The organism is Limnobaculum xujianqingii (assembly GCF_013394855.1).
Lineage (GTDB): Bacteria > Pseudomonadota > Gammaproteobacteria > Enterobacterales > Enterobacteriaceae > Limnobaculum > Limnobaculum xujianqingii.
Map to the genome: position 1 here is coordinate 2,610,913 of NZ_JABMLK010000001.1, position 19,218 is coordinate 2,630,130.

The 19,218-nt window shown below is 47.2% G+C and carries 9 protein-coding genes and 1 pseudogene; 3 read left to right on the forward strand and 7 right to left on the reverse strand.

Going from position 1 to position 19,218, the window contains the following annotated elements:
• Positions 1-86: 86 nt before the first annotated feature.
• The 3 genes from gorA to kdgK all read left to right on the forward strand — a co-directional run bounded on the left by gorA (position 87) and on the right by kdgK (position 3,712).
• Complete coding sequence (gorA, locus tag GOL65_RS11875; RefSeq protein ID WP_140918958.1) at positions 87-1,439, forward strand: glutathione-disulfide reductase; 1,353 nt, start codon at positions 87-89, stop codon at positions 1,437-1,439.
• 227 nt (positions 1,440-1,666) lie between these two features.
• The gene (gene yhjD, locus GOL65_RS11880) at positions 1,667-2,605 is read left to right on the forward strand and encodes an inner membrane protein YhjD (RefSeq protein WP_140919183.1); all 939 of its coding nucleotides are present in this window, start codon (positions 1,667-1,669) and stop codon (positions 2,603-2,605) included.
• A 174-nt stretch (positions 2,606-2,779) separates the two neighbouring features.
• Entirely contained in the window at positions 2,780-3,712 is a 933-nt protein-coding gene (gene kdgK / locus GOL65_RS11885; protein WP_140918959.1) for a 2-dehydro-3-deoxygluconokinase, read from the forward strand.
• Between the two features lie 344 nt (positions 3,713-4,056).
• On the opposite strand, the gene GOL65_RS11890 is transcribed toward kdgK, so the two are convergent.
• The 7 genes and pseudogenes from GOL65_RS11890 to bcsA form a co-directional block, all read right to left on the reverse strand.
• Positions 4,057-5,496: a M16 family metallopeptidase gene (locus GOL65_RS11890; RefSeq protein ID WP_140918960.1), complete on the reverse strand. Its 1,440-nt coding sequence runs from the start codon at positions 5,494-5,496 to the stop codon at positions 4,057-4,059.
• Positions 5,497-5,930: 434 nt separating this feature from the next.
• A complete protein-coding gene (locus tag GOL65_RS11895; protein ID WP_140918961.1) occupies positions 5,931-7,211 on the reverse strand; it encodes a dicarboxylate/amino acid:cation symporter in 1,281 nt (426 codons plus the stop codon).
• 268 nt (positions 7,212-7,479) lie between these two features.
• Entirely contained in the window at positions 7,480-9,480 is a 2,001-nt protein-coding gene (gene hmsP, locus GOL65_RS11900) for a biofilm formation regulator HmsP (RefSeq protein ID WP_140918962.1), read from the reverse strand.
• Between the two features lie 130 nt (positions 9,481-9,610).
• Positions 9,611-13,148 (reverse strand): annotated as a pseudogene (gene bcsC, locus GOL65_RS11905) (cellulose synthase complex outer membrane protein BcsC).
• The gene (gene bcsZ / locus GOL65_RS11910; protein ID WP_140918963.1) at positions 13,148-14,254 is read right to left on the reverse strand and encodes a cellulose synthase complex periplasmic endoglucanase BcsZ; all 1,107 of its coding nucleotides are present in this window, start codon (positions 14,252-14,254) and stop codon (positions 13,148-13,150) included. The pseudogene bcsC and the gene bcsZ overlap by 1 nt, the downstream one beginning before the upstream one ends.
• Before the next feature lies 1 nt (position 14,255).
• The gene (bcsB, locus tag GOL65_RS11915; protein WP_407657498.1) at positions 14,256-16,586 is read right to left on the reverse strand and encodes a cellulose biosynthesis cyclic di-GMP-binding regulatory protein BcsB; all 2,331 of its coding nucleotides are present in this window, start codon (positions 16,584-16,586) and stop codon (positions 14,256-14,258) included.
• A gap of 5 nt (positions 16,587-16,591) precedes the next feature.
• Entirely contained in the window at positions 16,592-19,216 is a 2,625-nt protein-coding gene (bcsA, locus tag GOL65_RS11920; RefSeq protein ID WP_140918964.1) for a UDP-forming cellulose synthase catalytic subunit, read from the reverse strand.
• Positions 19,217-19,218 lie beyond the last annotated feature (2 nt).

Consider the following 19,218-nt stretch of genomic DNA (forward strand, 5'->3'; position numbering starts at 1 on the left):
CGACGCTCGGGGGGCTTTTATTCTCCAGCGGGTTGTGAGAACCTTTCTCAATCCCCTCTTAGCTATAGAGAGAAGTAGACAATATCATGACTAAACATTACGACTATCTTGCTATCGGCGGTGGTAGCGGCGGAATCGCTTCTATTAACCGTGCAGCTTCTTACGGAAAAAAATGTACCATTATTGAAGCTAAATACCTCGGCGGTACCTGCGTAAACGTAGGTTGCGTACCTAAAAAGGTAATGTGGCATGCGGCGCAAATCGCCGAAGCCATCCATCTGTATGGACCTGATTATGGCTTTGATACTACGGTAAATCATTTCGACTGGAAAAAGCTGATCGAAAGCCGTACTGCTTATATTGACCGTATCCACCAATCTTACGATCGCGTATTAGGTAATAATAAAGTTGATGTGATTCATGGCTTTGCCCGCTTTGTTGATGCCCATACTGTCGAAGTAAACGGTGAAAAAATTACCGCAGACCACATTCTGATCGCTACCGGCAGTCGCCCTTCCGTACCTTCTATTCCGGGTGCGGAATACGGTATTAACTCTGATGGCTTCTTTGCTCTGGATGAAATGCCTAAGCGCGTAGCGGTTATTGGTGCGGGTTATATTGCGGTGGAAATCGCTGGCGTTCTGAATGGATTAGGGGTTGATGCCCATCTGTTTGTGCGTAAACATGCCCCTCTGCGTACTTTCGATCCGATGATCGTAGAAACTCTGTTGGAAGTTATGGCCGCAGAAGGTCCTTCTCTGCACACTCAAGCCATCCCTAAAGCCATTGTTAAAAATGCCGACGGCACATTAACTCTGAAGCTGGAAGATGGCACAGAGCACGTCACAGACTGCCTGATTTGGGCCATTGGTCGTGAACCAGCAACGGATAACATTAATCTGGCAGCCGCTGGTGTTAAAACCAATGAGAAAGGCTATATCCCGGTTGATAAATTCCAGAATACTAACGTTGCGGGCATCTATGCCGTAGGTGATAACACCGGTGCGGTTGAGCTGACTCCGGTTGCGGTTGCCGCTGGCCGTCGTTTATCCGAACGTCTGTTTAACAACAAGCCGGATGAGCATTTGGATTACTCCAATATTCCTACCGTGGTGTTCAGTCATCCGCCTATCGGCACTATTGGTCTGACAGAAGGTCAGGCACGCGAGCAGTATGGCGACGATCAGGTGAAAGTGTATAAATCTTCCTTTACTGCCATGTATACCGCAGTAACTGCCCACCGTCAGCCATGCCGTATGAAACTGGTATGTGCCGGTAAAGAAGAAAAAATCGTTGGTATTCACGGTATCGGTTTCGGTATGGATGAGATCCTTCAGGGCTTTGCGGTTGCCGTTAAGATGGGCGCAACCAAGAAAGACTTTGATAACACCGTTGCTATCCACCCAACAGCAGCTGAAGAGTTTGTCACCATGTGCTAATCGCGCGGCGATAGATCAATTGAAACCCGAATATTGGCCTGATATTCGGGTTTTTTATTGCCCGAATGACGATAAAAAACCACTACACTGACTTGTTACTTCTGGCTTATTACCCGTCAGTTTTACCCCGATTTTTGTCGATACAAATAAACTTTGCTATTATCAAACAGATAACAGTAAACGCGGCGATTGCCTCAACCACCCGCACCAATATAAAGAACTTCCTGATGAATAACGCGGTAAAAACAGCCACCCGCCTGGCAGACAGAATTAAAGCTATTCCCGCTATTGCACACTTACTGCGCGCAACCGAACGCTTTAACGATCGTCTGGGAAGCCAGTTTGGTGCCGCCATTACTTACTTCTCTTTTCTGTCGCTGATCCCTATTCTGATGGTCTCTTTTGCCGCTGCCGGTTTTGTGTTGGCCTCCAATCCCGAGCTGCTGGCTGAGCTGATTAATAAAATTGTTACCAGCGTTTCTGATCCCAATCTGGCAACTACGCTGGAAAATACGGTTAATACCGCCATCCGCCAGCGTACTACCGTTGGTTTAACGGGTCTGTTAGTGGCGTTCTATTCTGGTATTAGTTGGATGGGTAACTTACGGGAAGCCATTCGGGCACAAAGTCGGGATGTCTGGGAACGTAATCCTGCGGAGAAAGACAAGTTTTACTTCCGTTATATCAAAGACTTTATCTCCCTGACCGGATTAGTCATTGCGCTTATTGTTACTATTTCTCTCACGTCAGTTGCTGGTTCGGCCCAGCAGGTTATTGTTAACGCCTTAGGGCTGGGAGGCATCACCTGGCTCAGACCGGCTTTAACTCTGATTGCCCTGACAGTTTCCATTACTGCTAACTATTTCATGTTCTTGTGGATATTCTGGATGCTGCCAAAACAACGCCCCAATCTTAGAGCATTACTAAAGGGCACTCTGCTGGCGGCTATCGGTTTTGAAGCGATCAAATTTATTATGACCATTACATTACCGCAGTTGGCAAAATCCCCTTCTGGCGCGGCTTTTGGTTCTATTATTGGTTTGCTGGCATTTTTCTACTTTTTTGCGCGTTTAACCTTATTCTGCGCCGCCTGGATTGCCACCGCGCAAGAAAATCAGAAAAAAACTGACGCTAATAACCAACAAACGCCCCCACAGTCAACATAACTGATCATTGCGCTTATCTCTGTTCGATATCATCAGAATAAGCGCATCATTTTTTACTAAAAAAGCGTCACCACACAATTATTGAAACAATGTTTTATTTTTTCTTGACTATCCCCGGCTAAGTTATAAAACTAATCCCAATAACCAATAAAATTAAGACTGGGATGCCACACCATGACCACCAAAAGAATTGCCGTTATTGGCGAATGCATGATCGAACTCTCTGAAAAAGAAAATAATGTCAGCCGTGGATTTGGCGGAGATACTCTGAATACCTCGGTATATATTGCCCGTCAGGTACCGGAAGATAAACTGGCGGTGCACTATGTTACCGCTCTGGGAACCGATGTTTTCAGCGATCAAATGCTGACCACCTGGCAAAAAGAGAAGGTTAAAACCGACTTAATCCAGCAACTGGATGACAAGATGCCAGGCCTCTATTACATCGAAACCGATGACACAGGTGAGCGTAAATTCTATTACTGGCGTAATGATGCCGCAGCACGTTACTGGCTAACTCGCGATAAATCCGATGAAATTTGTCAAAAGTTGGCACACTTCGACTATATCTATCTGAGTGGAATCAGTGTGGCTATTCTTAATCCGGAAAGCCGCCAGAAGCTTATCAGTCTGCTAAAAGCCTGTCGTAGTAATGGTGGTAAAGTAATTTTTGATAATAACTATCGCCCACGCCTGTGGCAAAGCCGTGAAGAGACTCAGCAGGTCTATCATGATGTGCTTTGCTGTACCGATATCGCCTTCCTGACTCTGGACGATGAAGATGCACTGTGGGGCGAAGAGCCATACGAAAACGTTATCACCCGTACTCAGGCGCTTGGCGTTAGCGAAATCATCATTAAGCGCGGTGCAGACTCCTGTATCGCCGCTATCGGTAGTAATCGCGAAGATGTACCGGCAGTTAAACTGGCTAAAGAGAAGGTAGTTGATACTACCGCTGCTGGTGACTCATTCAGCGCGGGTTATCTTGCCGTTCGTTTACAAGGTGGAAATGTCGCTGATGCCATTAAACGTGGCCATCTGACCGCCAGCACGGTTATTCAATATCGTGGGGCAATCATTCCTCTGGAAGCGATGCCTGGGGTCTGAGATAACATCCAATGAAAAAGCCCCGGCACTGAATTTCAGACCGGGGCTTCAGACTGCTGACAAATCTAATAAATCAACATCTGAACCTATTCCGACCGTAAAAACATTGTGCTTATATTTGCACTGAGAACGGTCGGTAAAGCATCTGTACTCAGCTACGGAGCGTGTTGGGCCTGGCCAGGCTACGGGCACTTCGTTGGCTGACGCCAAGTCGACCCCCACGCCAGTCCCTCCCAACAATTGGCTATCTTAAAGAACTCAACAGAACTATCAGACTTTTTCATCAATCTAAAGCCCCGGTACTGAGTTTCAGACCGGGGCTTTTCTTTTACTTATCGCTCAAATCACTTAGCTTCTTCCGCCTTTGGCGTCATGACAGAATCAAGTAAATCAGCTAACACCTTAACATTTTCCTCAGGTTCACCCGCTGGCTGAGTCAGCACCATGGTTGGTTTGATGGTGAGAATTTGATGAATACGCGCATTAACATCCGTGGTAGTCAGGCTGCTAAGGAACTTCTGGTTCAACTGTTGATAAGATTCAGGATCGACAGCGATAGAGCCGCTTTTTTGAATCAGCAGACGTTGATTCATGATCTCTGTGGTATCAGTTTTGGCGTAGGTTGCAATCGCTTTGTCCAACTGCTCTTTCTGTGCTGCAACCAAAGCTTTCAGTTCCGCCTCAGTGATACCTTCTTTATCCAGTTTCACCAGTTCGGTTCCCAGCTGTTTAATGCTGCTTTTCAGCGCCGGTAGCTGCACGTCCAGTGTCATATTGCACTTATAGCGTTGAAACTGTACCTGACACTCAATATTCAGTGGTTCACCCTTTAGTACGCTACGCCCAAGCTTCTGATTCAAACGATTTTTAATCATGTCATTGGCGATCATGCTTAACCATTGGCGTTCCAGTGAAGCCGTAGTCACTACCGGATGCCATGGATCGTCCCATACCAGTTTTATACGATCTTTGGTCACACCCTGAGATGAAAAGCTAACCGGAGTTGGCGGTAATGCGCTCAGTACCGCAATGGTTGCCGGCGTCTCTCGCTTACCGCTTAAGCCACCAAAAGCCTTATTGATCTGATCGTTCAATACCCGACGGTCAACATTACCTACCACATACAGCGTCATTGCATCCGGGGTGTACCATTTGCTGTAGAACTCACCCAGCTGTTCTGCACTCGCGTCTGCAACAATGGTTTGCCCTGGCTCATGGCCCATTAACGGCGAATTTTTAATACGGTAACGCCACCAGGCATCATTCAACCCGGATGGAAGCATCACCAGTGGTGAAGTAAACTCACTGCGAATAGCCTGAATTTGCTCATTGGTTGCCGTTGGGCGATTCACTGCATCAGATAACCAGCTGAACGCTTCTTTTAATATTTCTGGCCGGTTATTTGGCAGGCTCAAATTGTAGCGAGTGTAATCATAGGAAACTTCCACCAGATACTTTGGCTCAGCATCCGGAAGAATTTGGGGGAGCAGCGCCTGCATTTCAGCATTGCTGAAATTCTCGGTTTGAGACGTTGCCAGACGCGGTAACAGATAAGAAAAACCAACCTGTGGGATACTTTCCTGCAGAGAACCCGCATTAATTTCTAAACGAACTTCAATTTTATCCGTTGGACGATGTGGGGTAGCAAGCACTTGCCATTTAAACCCATTTTCTAACTTTCCTTCCTGCCATGCTGGATCGGCTTTTAATGGCTCTGCCTGAGCAGCTTCCGCCATTATCAACACCAATCCACCTAAAGCGGATCGTAAAAACTTACTATGCATACTGAAACCTCATTTACTGCTTATATCAACCCGACAACATCATGTGGTTGTCTGACAGCTGATATTTGCATCCTTGTCGTTTTTGTTATTGAAAGAAGCAGGCTGTCGAGATGTCACTTAATGCTACTATCATTTAAATAATAAAACTGATGGCTAACTTGCAAATAGAGACATTATGCAGAGAATACCGCCAGCAGCAAGCCGTCGGAAGGAAATGAAGCAACGCTTGATTATAAAATAAACAATTTCATTGCATATGAAATTATATCTGAGAAATGTTTTATTTCCACACCAACCAAAGCTTTATCCGGTCTTATCCTATTTCATGTCAATTTTTACGCTTAAAACAGATTTGCTATCCGCCCTTCTCTTTGGCACAGATAAAAAAAATCCCCACCCGTAGGTGAGGATCTTTTATTGAAACGAAGTATTAATCAGACGGCTGAAGTTACCTTTTTAGAGCCCTGATTGTTTAACTCTTCATGCAGTTTGTCTTCGTCTATCTGACGGCACCACTTAGCAACAACCACTGTTGCTACACCATTACCAATCAGGTTAGTTAACGCACGAGCTTCTGACATGAAGCGGTCGATACCCAGAATTAACGCTAACCCAGCCAGCGGTAAGTGGCCCACAGCTGAGATAGTTGCAGCCAGCACGATAAAGCCACTGCCTGTTACCCCTGCTGCCCCTTTTGATGACAGTAGTAATACCACTAACAGCGTAATTTGGTTAAGCACGGTCATCTCAGTATTGGTGGCCTGAGCGATAAATATCGCCGCCATGGTCAGGTAGATGGATGTTCCGTCGAGGTTGAACGAATACCCGGTAGGAATAACCAATCCTACTACCGATTTCTGACAGCCCAAACGCTCCATTTTATCCAACATTCTTGGTAATACCGACTCAGAAGAAGAAGTACCCAGAACGATCAGCAGTTCTTCTTTGATATAACGGATAAATTTGAAAATGCTGAATCCAAAGCCTTTAGCAATTGCACCAACTACGAACACGATAAACAGCACACAAGTGATATAGAAGCACAGAATTAACTGTCCTAGCTGTACCAGAGAACCTACACCATATTTACCGATAGTAAAGGCCATTGCACCAAATGCCCCAAGAGGTGCCAGGCGCATGATCATGTTGATGATGCCAAAAATTACGCGGGAGAAGCTGTCAATTACGTTAAACACTAACTGACCTTTTTCACCCAGGCGGTGTAAGGCAAAACCAAACAGCACGGCAAACAGTAATACCTGAAGAATGTTACCACTGGCGAACGCACCCACTGCGCTGCCTGGAATGACATCCAGTAAGAATGGAACGATACCTTGTGATTTAGCTGCGTCTGCATAAGCAACAACAGCACTGGCATCCAGTTGAGATGCATCAACATTCATACCTGCACCTGGTTTGATCACGTTTACCACGACCAGACCAATCAGCAGGGCTAATGTACTGACGATTTCAAAATAGAGTAACGCGATGCCGCCTGTACGACCTACGGCCTTCATGCTCTCCATTCCGGCAATACCTGTAACAACGGTACAGAAGATAATTGGTGCGATAATCATTTTAATCAATTTAATGAAGCCATCACCTAACGGCTTCATTGATGCACCAATCTCAGGATAAAAATGCCCCAACAGTACCCCAACCGTTATTGCAATTAACACCTGAATATAGAGTGATTTGAAAATATTCAATTTCATGATGCTTTCCTTATTTTTATTAGCAACACGGTGTAGAGCGCTGGAAAATAACATCCAATTAACACTATGGATATTAATTTATTGATTAAACAACGGGGAAAAATCAGAAATATGAACTGGATCGCATCACAACTGCTGGTTTTACGTACTTTATGGTCAAAAATTGGTTAATCGGTACTTTTCTATCTCTGCTAATTAGTGATTCGGTATTTATTAACAATATTAACAATCTCGTTCATGTACTACCTTCAGGGGAATATCGATTTTCTTAATAATAGGAAGACAGGTACTTTTCCTTAAACATTTCATAAGGAAGCGCACGAGAAAAAAGATAGCCTTGAGCAAAATGCATGCCGTGTGCCAGCAGCCAATCGGCCTGTTGTTGAGTTTCCACTCCTTCGATCACCACTTTCAGAGAGAGAATCTGAGCAATCGAATTGACGATCTGCACCAGCTCATCATCGTCCGGTAATCCATCGATAAAGCTCTTATCAATTTTCAACTCGTCAACAGGTAAATGACTGAGATAATTAAGGTTACAGTATCCGGTGCCAAAATCGTCCAATGCAATAGAAATGCCTAAATCACGCATTTTTATCAAGGTTGGCAGTACTGCCTTCAGATCATAAATATTTGCTGTTTCTGTCAGCTCCAGAATTAGCTTATTTGGGCAGAAATCATAGCGTTGACATAACCCACTCAACTGCTCAATTAAATCAGGCTGCTGCAATTGCAATGCCGACAAATTAACGGAGAGAGTCAATGGAATCGCCTGTTGTTTCCAGTGAGCAAGAGTAGTGCAGGCTTCTTCCAGCACCCATGACCCTAACTCAAGAATTAATCCCGTCTCTTCCGCTAACGGAATAAAGTCTCCCGGATAGCGAATATCGTTTTCCGCATAATGCCAACGAATGAGAGCCTCTGCACCATAAGGCAGCCCGGTAGCCATATCTACCTGAGGCTGGAGATAGAGGCAGAACTGGTTCTCTTTCATTCCACGAACCACTTCGCTTTCCATAATCAGCCGTTGTTGAATATCGTTGGTCATATCCGGTTCAAAGAACAGAACCTGATTTTTCCCCCGCCGTTGAGCTAATAGCATCGCCGCCTGAGCATTGGCGATTAGCCCATCAGGTTCTTCATTATCACTGGGATATTGCGCAATACCAATACTGACAGTCGGTAAATACTGATACTCATTAATGCTGAGCGGTGAGGTAATATGATCGACCAGTCGTTGTGCCAGCTGCATAGCATGCAACGGGCTTTCCAGCGATTTGCTAAGTACAATAAACTCTTCACCATGGAGCCGCGCCAGTAAAGTATGTTCGCCCAGCACTTCTCTCATGCGTTTAACCGCATCGATAAGACCAAGATTTCCTTGTTCTTGCCCCAATGCCTGATAAATATCTTTAAAAGAATCTAAATTAATAAACAGCAGACTAAACGGCTGCTTTTCATAACCGCTATTTACCAGCTGTTGTTTTAACAGCTCCTGAAACAGGGTGTAATTGGGTAAATCGGTAACAGGATCCCGCGTGCTCATGCGGGTTAACTGGTGATGAGCCTGCACCAGCGCCTGCTGATTACGATTATAACTGCGAACCAATACTCCCAGTTCGTCATCCTGATGGTATCGGGGTAATGAAAGTTGATGATACTGAATATTTTCTACCGGCAGCGTACGCAGGTCATCGGCGATAGCGCGCAATGGGTAGACTAACAAACGATTCAGGCACCAGCTGATAGCGATTGAGAGCATAAAAGCCAGTAATAAATAGGCTACCAGCAAAGTAGAAAAACGCTTCAGGGTATATTGATAAAGCTTATAGGAGTCAGCTTCCAGTACCAGATAGCCCATGGGCTGGGGATCGATGGCATTGTATTCCGGAGAATAAAGTGGAATCAGTGAAACAATAGGAAGATCCAACAACTGTTTAGCCAGATGAGGGACTTTGCCATTGGGTCCACGCTGGCTGTGAACAGAGACCAACTCGGCATTCACAATTAGATTGGCCTGAGTTAAAAAATCCAGTTCCATCAAATTATCCAGCGCACGTTGGATCTCTTTCATATTTTTATCCCACAGCGCCCTCTCCAGAGGTTGCGAAACGGAATAGCCAATATTATCGAGCTGAATGTGATAAACCTCTTTACGCTGCTGAATAAAATCAAACATTTGTATAATAATAAAAATACAAATCGTCGCCAGAGCAACTACCGTCACTAGCGACATCTGCTTGATTGTTAGCGAACGCTTTACCTGCAAATGTTTATCTCCAAATAGCCCGATGACTGAATAATATATTTACACGCCCGACGATGAGTAAAATATTATAACGTTCACTTCTCACATTATGGCAAAAGTATTCTGCCATGCTCAGAAATCTGGCCTGTTCTCATTTAAAATCAGCATAAGGTGTTAGCGGTTGAGGAGGCAAATCCATATCCCCCAACCAAGGCTCAAGCGCATAGCGCACATAAATCAACGCATGGCTTGGGGTATAGTCCTTCGCCTGTTGAATATCGACACCAGCCCCTACACTCCAGTGAGAAGTGATTCGGCGCTCCACTAACGCCCGAACCGTATAACCCGTTCCACTGCTACTACTGCTATCATTCGTGGCATATTTATCCGGTAAACTGTCGGGGATCAGCCCCTGCAGCGGATAACGTTTACTACCATCTGTTGAAGAATTAGAGATGGATACTGAACCGCCCAGCTCCCATGACCAGTTTTCTGTGCGCTCGCGATATAGCAGCGGTAAAGAAAATGATAGATATTGTTGAGGGCTGTAATAGCCCCCTTGTCCCAGGGTGTAGTCACTCAAATCTTTCTGGTAGTGCCACCACATGGTGTTTAAACCCACTCTCACCTGGCGGTCGTTTTCGTTAATCACCTTATAGTAGTAACCCGCCATGGCCTGCATACGCTGGTTATCCGCGACATTCTTACCGGTCAGTTGATGGTAAGCAACGTTTCCCCATACGCCATGTGGCCCACCACGGTCATAACTTAAATCCAGTTGAACACCATTTTTACGCACACCACCCCATTTAGTGCCGGTATAAGGATCAACCGCGCCACCAAAGGATAACAGTGAGCTGGAAATTGGCCGACGGGAGGCGGTAACCGTCCATCCCAGGTTATGCCAGTCATTGCTGTAGCCAACCCCCCCCCACCCAGTCAACAACTTCAAATCCCATCGGAGTAGTGCCAATATCCACCTGCCAGTTATCGTCCTGCCAGCCAGTTGCTACGCTAACACCATTACTCTTTTGGCTACGATCGTCGCTACAGCCAACTTCCCGACAGGTGCCAAACGTCTCTTTATACACACCGCTGCTGTCAGTACTAAAGCTTCCTGCATTCATGATGACCGAATCACCACGCAGAAAAGCGGTTCCCCACTGTAGAGGAAAAGCAATGTGCAGCATGGTGGTATGGGCGGTTAAATCAGAGATCCCTTTGGTACCACTGGAACCCCAGTAGTCATGATCCAACGTCACCGTAGTAGATTGCTGCTTATACAGTGATTCAGCGTCTGACTTGATACCTCGTTTTAACCAATCATCCTGCTGGTTGTTACGCATAGCCTTGGTAAAGGCTTCATCATCCATCTCTGCTGAAGGAGTGATTCCATAAGCAGTCATTGCGTGACGGTAATCATTTAATGCTTCATCAGGATGTCCGGTTTTCTCTTCAAATGCAGCGGCATCTCGTAACAGACGAGCGTTATCCATTGATGGTTCAGCGGAAGGTTGCAATGCAGCTGGCTTTAACTGGGCCAGTATTGCTCCGGCACGTTCATCATCCCCAACTAACGACCAGGCATTGGCTAAACGGCGACCGGTGCCGATATCGCTGGTTTGAGGCTGAATAGAGAGTGCACCAAGGGAGGCTTTAGCCGCATTTAAGTCGCCTTCAGTAATCTGAGCCTCAATCACACCCAATTGGGCATCCTGATTATCCGGTTCACGGGCCAGAATCTTTTGATACTGCTCCTGTGCCTGTTGACTATCTTCCCGCTCTATCGCCCAGTCAGCCAGGGTGAGATCGATACGGGTACTGGCTGGCTGCTGTTTTAACCAGGCGATGGCTGCTGGTTCACCTTCTGTTTCACGAATTTGCTGGGCCTGTTGCAGGATTTGCGACGTTTTCAGGCGAGTATCCAGTTCACGAATATTGTCATCCCACTTTGTACGATCTAACGTTTGTAGCTGGGCCAGCGCCTGTGTTTCACGACCACTGCCAGATAAATAGAGTGAATGGGCATATATCCAGTCAGCATCTTGCCGATGAGGCTGCATCGCCCGACTGAACAGCGCATCAGCCTGAGCATTTTTGCCCTGCATGCGCATCACACCGGCCAGACGATAAGTTAGCCAAACATCATCAGGGGTGATTTTCTGAGCCTGAAGATATTTTGCCTCTGCTTCAGCAGGTTTACCGGTAGCAGCAAGATCTTCTGCCTGTTGTTTCAGGCTGCCTGCAGTTAACTCATTGAGTGAGCTACGCATACGATTTTTCATATAGCCCGGCAGGCTCTGAATATAGCTCAGCGCTTTTTCCGGCGACTGCTTTTCATATAGCGAAACCAGCGAACTAACGGCGCTACGGCTGTCCGGCTCCCGACGCAGTGCCTGCTTATAATAAGACTCCTCCGCCGCCACATTATTACGAGCCATCTCAACGTCACCCAAACCAATCAGCCCTTGAGCGTCCGTACCATCAATAGCACTGGCCTGACGGTACAGCGCTTCAGCCTGATCCAGCTGTTTGCTTTTCAGGGCATTGTCAGCCCTATCAATGACTAACCAATAACGGTTGGTTTTGATCAAACTCTCTAACTTGGAAGCATAGCCACCTGCAGTATCGCTCGCTTTGGCTTTCTCAAACTGAACCAAAGCCTGTTGACGATTTCCGGCTCTGGCATAGGCTTGTCCTAACGCGGTTAATAGCTCAGCATCATTCGGCGAAGCACTGAGTGCCTGTTTCAGTGAAGGGATAGCGTTACGACCACCGCCGTTGTCCACCTGCTCAAGCCCACGAACTCTGGCGCGATAGCGGGGATCCTGTAGCAATGTCTGCTGGCGCACCAGCTCTTGCCTGGCATCAGCGGCTTCCGGCTGCCCTTCAAAAGTGGTGATGAAGTGTTGTAACTGAGCAACGCTTCGATCGGAAACCGGGTTATCTTTTAGTTTGCTGTACCACAGCTCGGCCGCACTACCAATACCACCGGGGCTGGCAGCCAGCTTTTCCAGTACTTGATAGGCCTGCTGATCTTTTCCTTCATCAAACAGAAGCTGAGCAATAGACATACTTAGCGCGTCTGAAGCAGGAAAACGTTTTTGCAGTACTTGCATCTGCTGCAATGCATAATCTCGCTGACCGGGAATTTTCAACACCACATTCCAGTACTCAATTGCCAGATCCAGCGTGGGCGCTTTGCCTTCAAACAGTTCATCATAAGCCGCTTTTGCCTGAGTCAGCTGACCGCCGGTCGCCAGTAGCCGGGCCTGCTGAAGCTTGCTTTTCCCTTCTGGTTGCGCCAGCGCGACCTCCAGTTTAGCGGTAAGATAGGCATCCGAATCAGGCTGTAACTTTCTTAACTGTTCCAACTGGCGGGTTGCGGTAGTCATATCACCCTGACGCAGCGCATAGCGAATTTGAGCAGCCAAAGTTTCGGGCGCATTCGGGCTGATCTTCTCCAGTCGATAAAGTGACTCTTTAACCAAATCATCCCGATGGGTTGATTCACCAATACGGATTTGTTCCTGCAACCAGGCTTCAGGTGAGACACTATCTGCGGCAAGTGCACCAAGGGGCGAGAGAGTAAAAGGAAGCAGTGTAAAGGAGAGTACTGGGGCGATACGATGCACAGAACCAGCAACGGGAAAAAGTCGATGATAAAGTTTCATAGTGTAGTTTGAAATCAGTGGATGTTTTTGCATGTATCTTTCTCCCAAGAAACCTGCAACTCTCCCTGTTGATTAAAGCGGTAATATTGTTGATCCCAGCCAAGACCGAAAAGGGTTAATACATTATTGTAATAAGCATCACTGCCCGGAGGATTATTGATTACTCGCTCACGCTGGGCTGCCTGAGCAGGAGATCCCGCTAAAAATGGTAATAGTGCGGCAGAAAAACCAACCGGTCCGGTGCCAGTGGCTTTGCCGGTTTGAGTATCTACTGTTTCAGGTGGTAAACCCGCGTCCTGCGTCAGTTTAGCCATTGGCTGATAGTGGGCCACCAGCTCTGATTTTCCCGGCGCATCTTCTGCCAGCATTCCAAGCCATAAATAGACACGAATCGCATCATAATCACCGGTTGCACCGGTTTTACTGTCCGTTTGCCAACCTTTTTCTTTCTGCCAGACTACCCAATCAGCAGCGACTCCGGCCGGTGCACCTTCCAGTAACAGTTTACGATTGGTCTGTGCGACTTCACCCCAAACCTTTTCGGTTTGAGCAAGGCGAGATAACAGCTGTGGTGGTTGATAGCTGGGATTCAACCGCCAGCTATTGGACTCGCTAAAACCAATTTTTCCGGGCATCAACATGATGCCTAATCCTGGGATCATCACCACTTCTTCTCTGGCAATACGCTGTAATAACAAAGTACCCATGACCTGATAACCACGGGAGCGCCAGAGCCGTCCGGCTTCCAGTAAAGTGTAGGCTATCCACAGATCGGAATCAGACGCAGAGTTAGTATCCAGAATTCCCCAACTGCCATCCGGCTTTTTGCCCCATAGCCAGCCAGGTAAGCGAGCCGTCAGATCGCCAGCAGCCAGATTATTCTCTGTCCAGTTCAGCAGTTGATCAAATCGATTACGATCGTTAGCCACCAGTGCAAAAAATAATCCGTAGCTCTGGCCTTCTGATGTGGTGATGTTGTTGCCGTCCGTAGGATCGATAACCCGCCCTTCACGACTGATATATTGCTGAGAAAATCGCTGCCATTGCGGCCAATGGCAAGTATCAGCCCAAACCTGACCGGCAATAAGACAGCAACAGAACATCATCACTAAACGTTTCATATTATTTATCTTCACCCGGATTCAAGCGACGACGACTTACCGCACGCAGCCCACGCCAGAGCATTAATGCCACCAGAATCACGCTGAAAACGGCAAATACTGCCAGCCACACCGGATGTTCAGATAACTTAAACCACAATTTATCCCACCAAGGCAGATAGCCAACATAGTAGGTATCACCAACCCGAATACTATTAACGCCGGAATTACGCACAATGGAAACCGATCCGGCTATTGCCGCCCGTTTGCCACTGTCGCGCCAGGCTTCATCCAGTAATTGGTAACCGCTGTCACCACTGGCCATCAGGGCAACCACACTGCGCTGCTCATTATAGGGAGACTGGAAACCGGTAATGGCACCAATCGGCCCATCGGATGACACCACGGCATTAGCCTGCGGTGTTGGTTCTGTACCTGGCTTATCGAAATCAACAGTACGCAGTTCCAGATTATTTTTTTCCGGGCGGTTAAGCTGGCTCTTTGCCTGCTCAATCAGTATTTCTGGTTGATTTCGGGTATCTAAATCTTTTGGAATGCTGCTTAACACCAGCAGATCTTTATCCGCATACTGTTTCGTTTCTGGCTTATTGCTTAGTTCAACCCCCAGTGCCGGATAGCCAATATTGGCTCCCATCTGGCCCAGCACGTTAAACAGTAACGTTAATTGCTCGGCGGTTGGGTTTTCTGGCATCACCACTAATGTTTCCGATAAATCTGCCAGACGACTAAACGGGAAACCTGACTGAGCAAAGGTTTTCAATGCTGGCATTGCCAAATAGTGGCGATAGCCAGAAAAATCGATGGTTGAGTCACCATCAACGACTGCTTCATGTTTTACCGGCGTCATGGTGCGACATACATCGGTAGTGCTGGCACCAATATTAGAAACGAAATCAAAATCGAAACGCAGTTTGTTATTTCCGTCCAGTTGGAAAGCCGGAATCATCACTTCTTCATCTGTACTGGTTAACCCCTGAATCAAAGGAATATGCAGCACCTGCAATTTATTCGATTCATAAGGCTTCAGTGGAAACGCCTGTAAAAAACGATTGTTAAGACTGACATTTAAACGAGAGTCATCAACATAAGGAGGCGGCGTATAGCGATACTTAAGATTTAGCGCAATACCCTGACTACGCAGTAAGAACAAATCTGGCGGTAGCTTCATATCCAGATCGATCGGCGGCAAACGCCCACCGGAAACGCTGAGTTGTTCCGGGTAAGTGGTCAGTTCAGCCAATCGTACCGGACGATCGGTTCTCACCCAATTAGGCGCATCATAAGGCTGGCGAGGTAGCAGCTGTTTCACACTATCAATGGTCACGCTCTGACCACGGAATAGCGGTTCTCCCTGAGCAATTCCCTGTACTGCAGTCAGCAAATCTTTGTTGTCACGACCCAGCACCAGCAATAATTTGATATACGGATTGGTCGGGTGAGATATTATTTCAACGGTTGGCGCATCAACTTTCGGATAATCTTTCAGGAAATCCGGGCGCCAGTCATTGGTGGCAAAAACTACACCGTTGCTCTCTGGTAGTTGGTTATACAATACCGGGAAGTTCTGCCCCCGCCATTGTGCTCTTACACCAAACCAGGAAGCCAGAATCGCTGCCGCTTTTTGCTGTTCACTATCCGGCGCCGAATTGAATATCATGGGTAAATTTAACGGACGGAAATCCCGGCTGTCATAGAAAGGTTCAGGGAAACGGGAGAGATCGTTATTCACTTCCAGTCCCTGATAGGTCAGCGCCACCGAACTGCTTTTACTTACATCAATCCAGATACTGCTATGGGTTGGGTCTTCACAGACATCTTTATAGTGCCCCACCAACTCCAGACGAATGCGGTTAAAATCGCTAATATAACGGGCATCCAGCGGCAGATTAATAGCACCCTTTTTCCCCGGAGAGTCCTGATTTACCGGTACAACCCCCATCAGTTCATCATTCAGATAGACTTTAATATGGGAAAGCAGCGGTAATAACGCAGGCGAAACGGTATAGTCCAGATTCAGTGCAGCCTGAGATACCACTTCGTCACTGCGTACGGTAAATGTCATTTGTGCTACGCTCTGCACGCCTCTTAAAACCAGACTACCTTCCGGTGCCAGTGTTTTAAAAGAGAGTGAATCATTACGTACCGGTGCTCCCGGTACGATTGGCATCGGCTCTGCCTGTGGTGCTGCGGGCGCCGCGTTGTTTTGCACATCCTCATCAACGACCGGCGGAGTATCCGTGGTCTGTGCATAAGCTGCCCCCACCAGACTCAGCAGAACAATCCCCAGCCAGCGACGTTTCGCTACACCGGTAAACATCACTTCAGATTTCATTTTTTTCATACTGTTGCCACTTCTGTTTTGGGCTGATTAACCCGCCGAGGTAAAAACGAAATTAACCAAACAATAACCGACGCCATACGCCCCAAAATGGAATATAAAAATGGAGGTGAGTATTCCAGCATCCGCTGGTAACCGTGTAAGCCCAGCATCAGCACATCACGCATGCTGCTCATCGGTTTATCTTCCGGCACGCTTTCTTGCCATAACGCCCAGGTGTCTGCCCGGGCAAAAGTACATTGCATAAAATCAATATGTTGTTGCGTAGTGGTCAGTTGAAGCTGAACACCAACGGTCTCATTGAATGAGCGCATCACCTGACAGGGGAAGGCATACTCGCGATTACCCCGAGTTAACATCAGAGTAAGTTTGTCGCCCTTAGCCACCAGTTCAGGTGATTTCATCTCTATCCCTACCCCGGCATCAGAGTAGTCCCGCAATGTACAAGGGAACAGATGACCATCTTCACGGGCAATCGCGGCCGGCATAGCAATTTGGATACGGGGTGAATTTCTGATTTGCTTGGCCTCAATAGAAACTGCGATGGCGCCCCCCAGAATAATCAGGTTATAGATAACCCATATCGCACTGACCAACACCGTAGGGATCTCATTCGCTGGTCCGTAATACATTCGCCATCCTGCGGCCAACAGGCCCGCAGCATTGAGCAGCACCAGCAAGAAATAGGGGCGAGAGATAATCCAGTCCAGATGGCTCTCTTCCACCAGCCCTCCTTTAGCGGTTACGTTAAATTTGCCTTTATGGGGGTTGAATAACGCAACCGTCGTTGGACGGGCGATATACCAGGCCAGTACGGTTTCATAAATCTCACTCCAGAATGAGTGACGAAATCTTCCCTGAATACGGGAGTTGGTCAGGCTGGCGTGAATCATATGAGGCAAGACATATAGCGCTATCGCCAACGCCGGTGCATAAATGATATAGGCGTGGAAATAGAGGAATGCTAATGGTGCAGTTAAAAATATCAGTCGCGGAATACCCGACAGAAAATGCAACATCGCATTGGCATAACACAGGCGTTGGGCCAGTTTTAACCCTTTGCCTAGCAGTGGATTATCCAACCTGAAGATTTGTACCATGCCGCGTGCCCAGCGGATACGCTGGCTAATATGGGCTGACAGCGTTTCGGTAGCTAATCCTGCCGCCAGTGGAATACGAATATAGGCAGAGGTATAACCAGCACGATGCAGGCGTAACGAGGTGTGAGCATCTTCCGTCACCGTTTCAACCGCAATACCGCCCACTTCATCTAACGCAGTTCTGCGCATAATGGCACAGGAACCGCAGAAGAAGGTCGCATCCCAGGTATCGTTACCATCCTGAAGCAATCCATAAAACAGATTACCTTCGTTTGGCATTTTACGAAAAGAACCCAGATTACGTTCAAAAGGGTCCGGCGAGAAAAAGTGGTGGGGAGTCTGTATCATTCCCAGCTTTTTATCTTTAAAAAACCAGCCCATCGTCAGTTGCAGAAAAGAGCGCGTCGGAACATGGTCGCAGTCAAAAATAGCAACAAAGTCGCTGGTAGCCTGCTTAAGAGCATTATTGATATTACCGGCTTTTGCGTGCTCATGGGTTGGGCGAGCAATATATTTCACACCCACCTCTTCAGCAAATGCCCGAAATTCTGGTCGATTACCATCGTCCAGAATATAGATGGTTCGCTTATCTTCCGGCCAGTCGATTCCCAGAGCGGCATAAATCGTGGGTTTTACTACATTCAACCCTTCGTTATAGGTAGGTACCATAATATCGACGCTGGGCCAGGAAGAGAGATCTTCCGGCAATGGTACCGGTTTACGATGCAGCGGCCACACTGCCTGAAAGAAGCCTAACACCAGCACAATCCAGGCATAGGTTTCTGCTGCCAGTAACAGCAATCCACAAACCAGACTCACCGGGTCATCCCAGTTAAGGGTAGAGGTATATCGCCACCAGATATAGCGAGATGAAATCGTCAGAGACAGCACAATCATCATCAAAGAGGCAAAGCGGCCTGGAATACGGCGCATCACCATGGCAATGCCCCACAGCAGTAAAACAAAGATAAACTGAGCAAACAGATCGAACGGTTGAGAAATACAGATAACCGCCAGTATGCCCGCCAACAGGCTACAAATGATAAATACCGTACGCCTTAATACCGGGCTAAGATTTTTTAACCGCTGCTCTGAGCGATGTTCCAACTGATTGACTCTGACATACTCTGGTAAGCTATGCAGCCAGCTGTTTACCTGCTGATGCCTTACGCTCAGCCACTGTCTGAATTCTTGCCATCCACGGCGTAAAAATAAAAACGAAGGGGCACTCTGCTGGCGAATAACAATCAGCCACAGGCTCTGTACCAAATAACGTAAAATATCTGCCAAACGAGGGCGAGCATCAGAAACCTGAGGAAATAATTGATTGTGTTGTTCTCTGACCCGCTGCCAGGCTGGAGATTCCAGACAGAACACTGTCCATAAAGCAGCATAACCAACGCAATACAAAAATGCCGTGATAGCGGAAGTCTGCTGTTGACGATAGCCATTATAACGAGCAACCAACCGACTCATTGGTGCCGCAGGAATGAATAAGCTGAACAGAGACCTGAATGGATGCATAG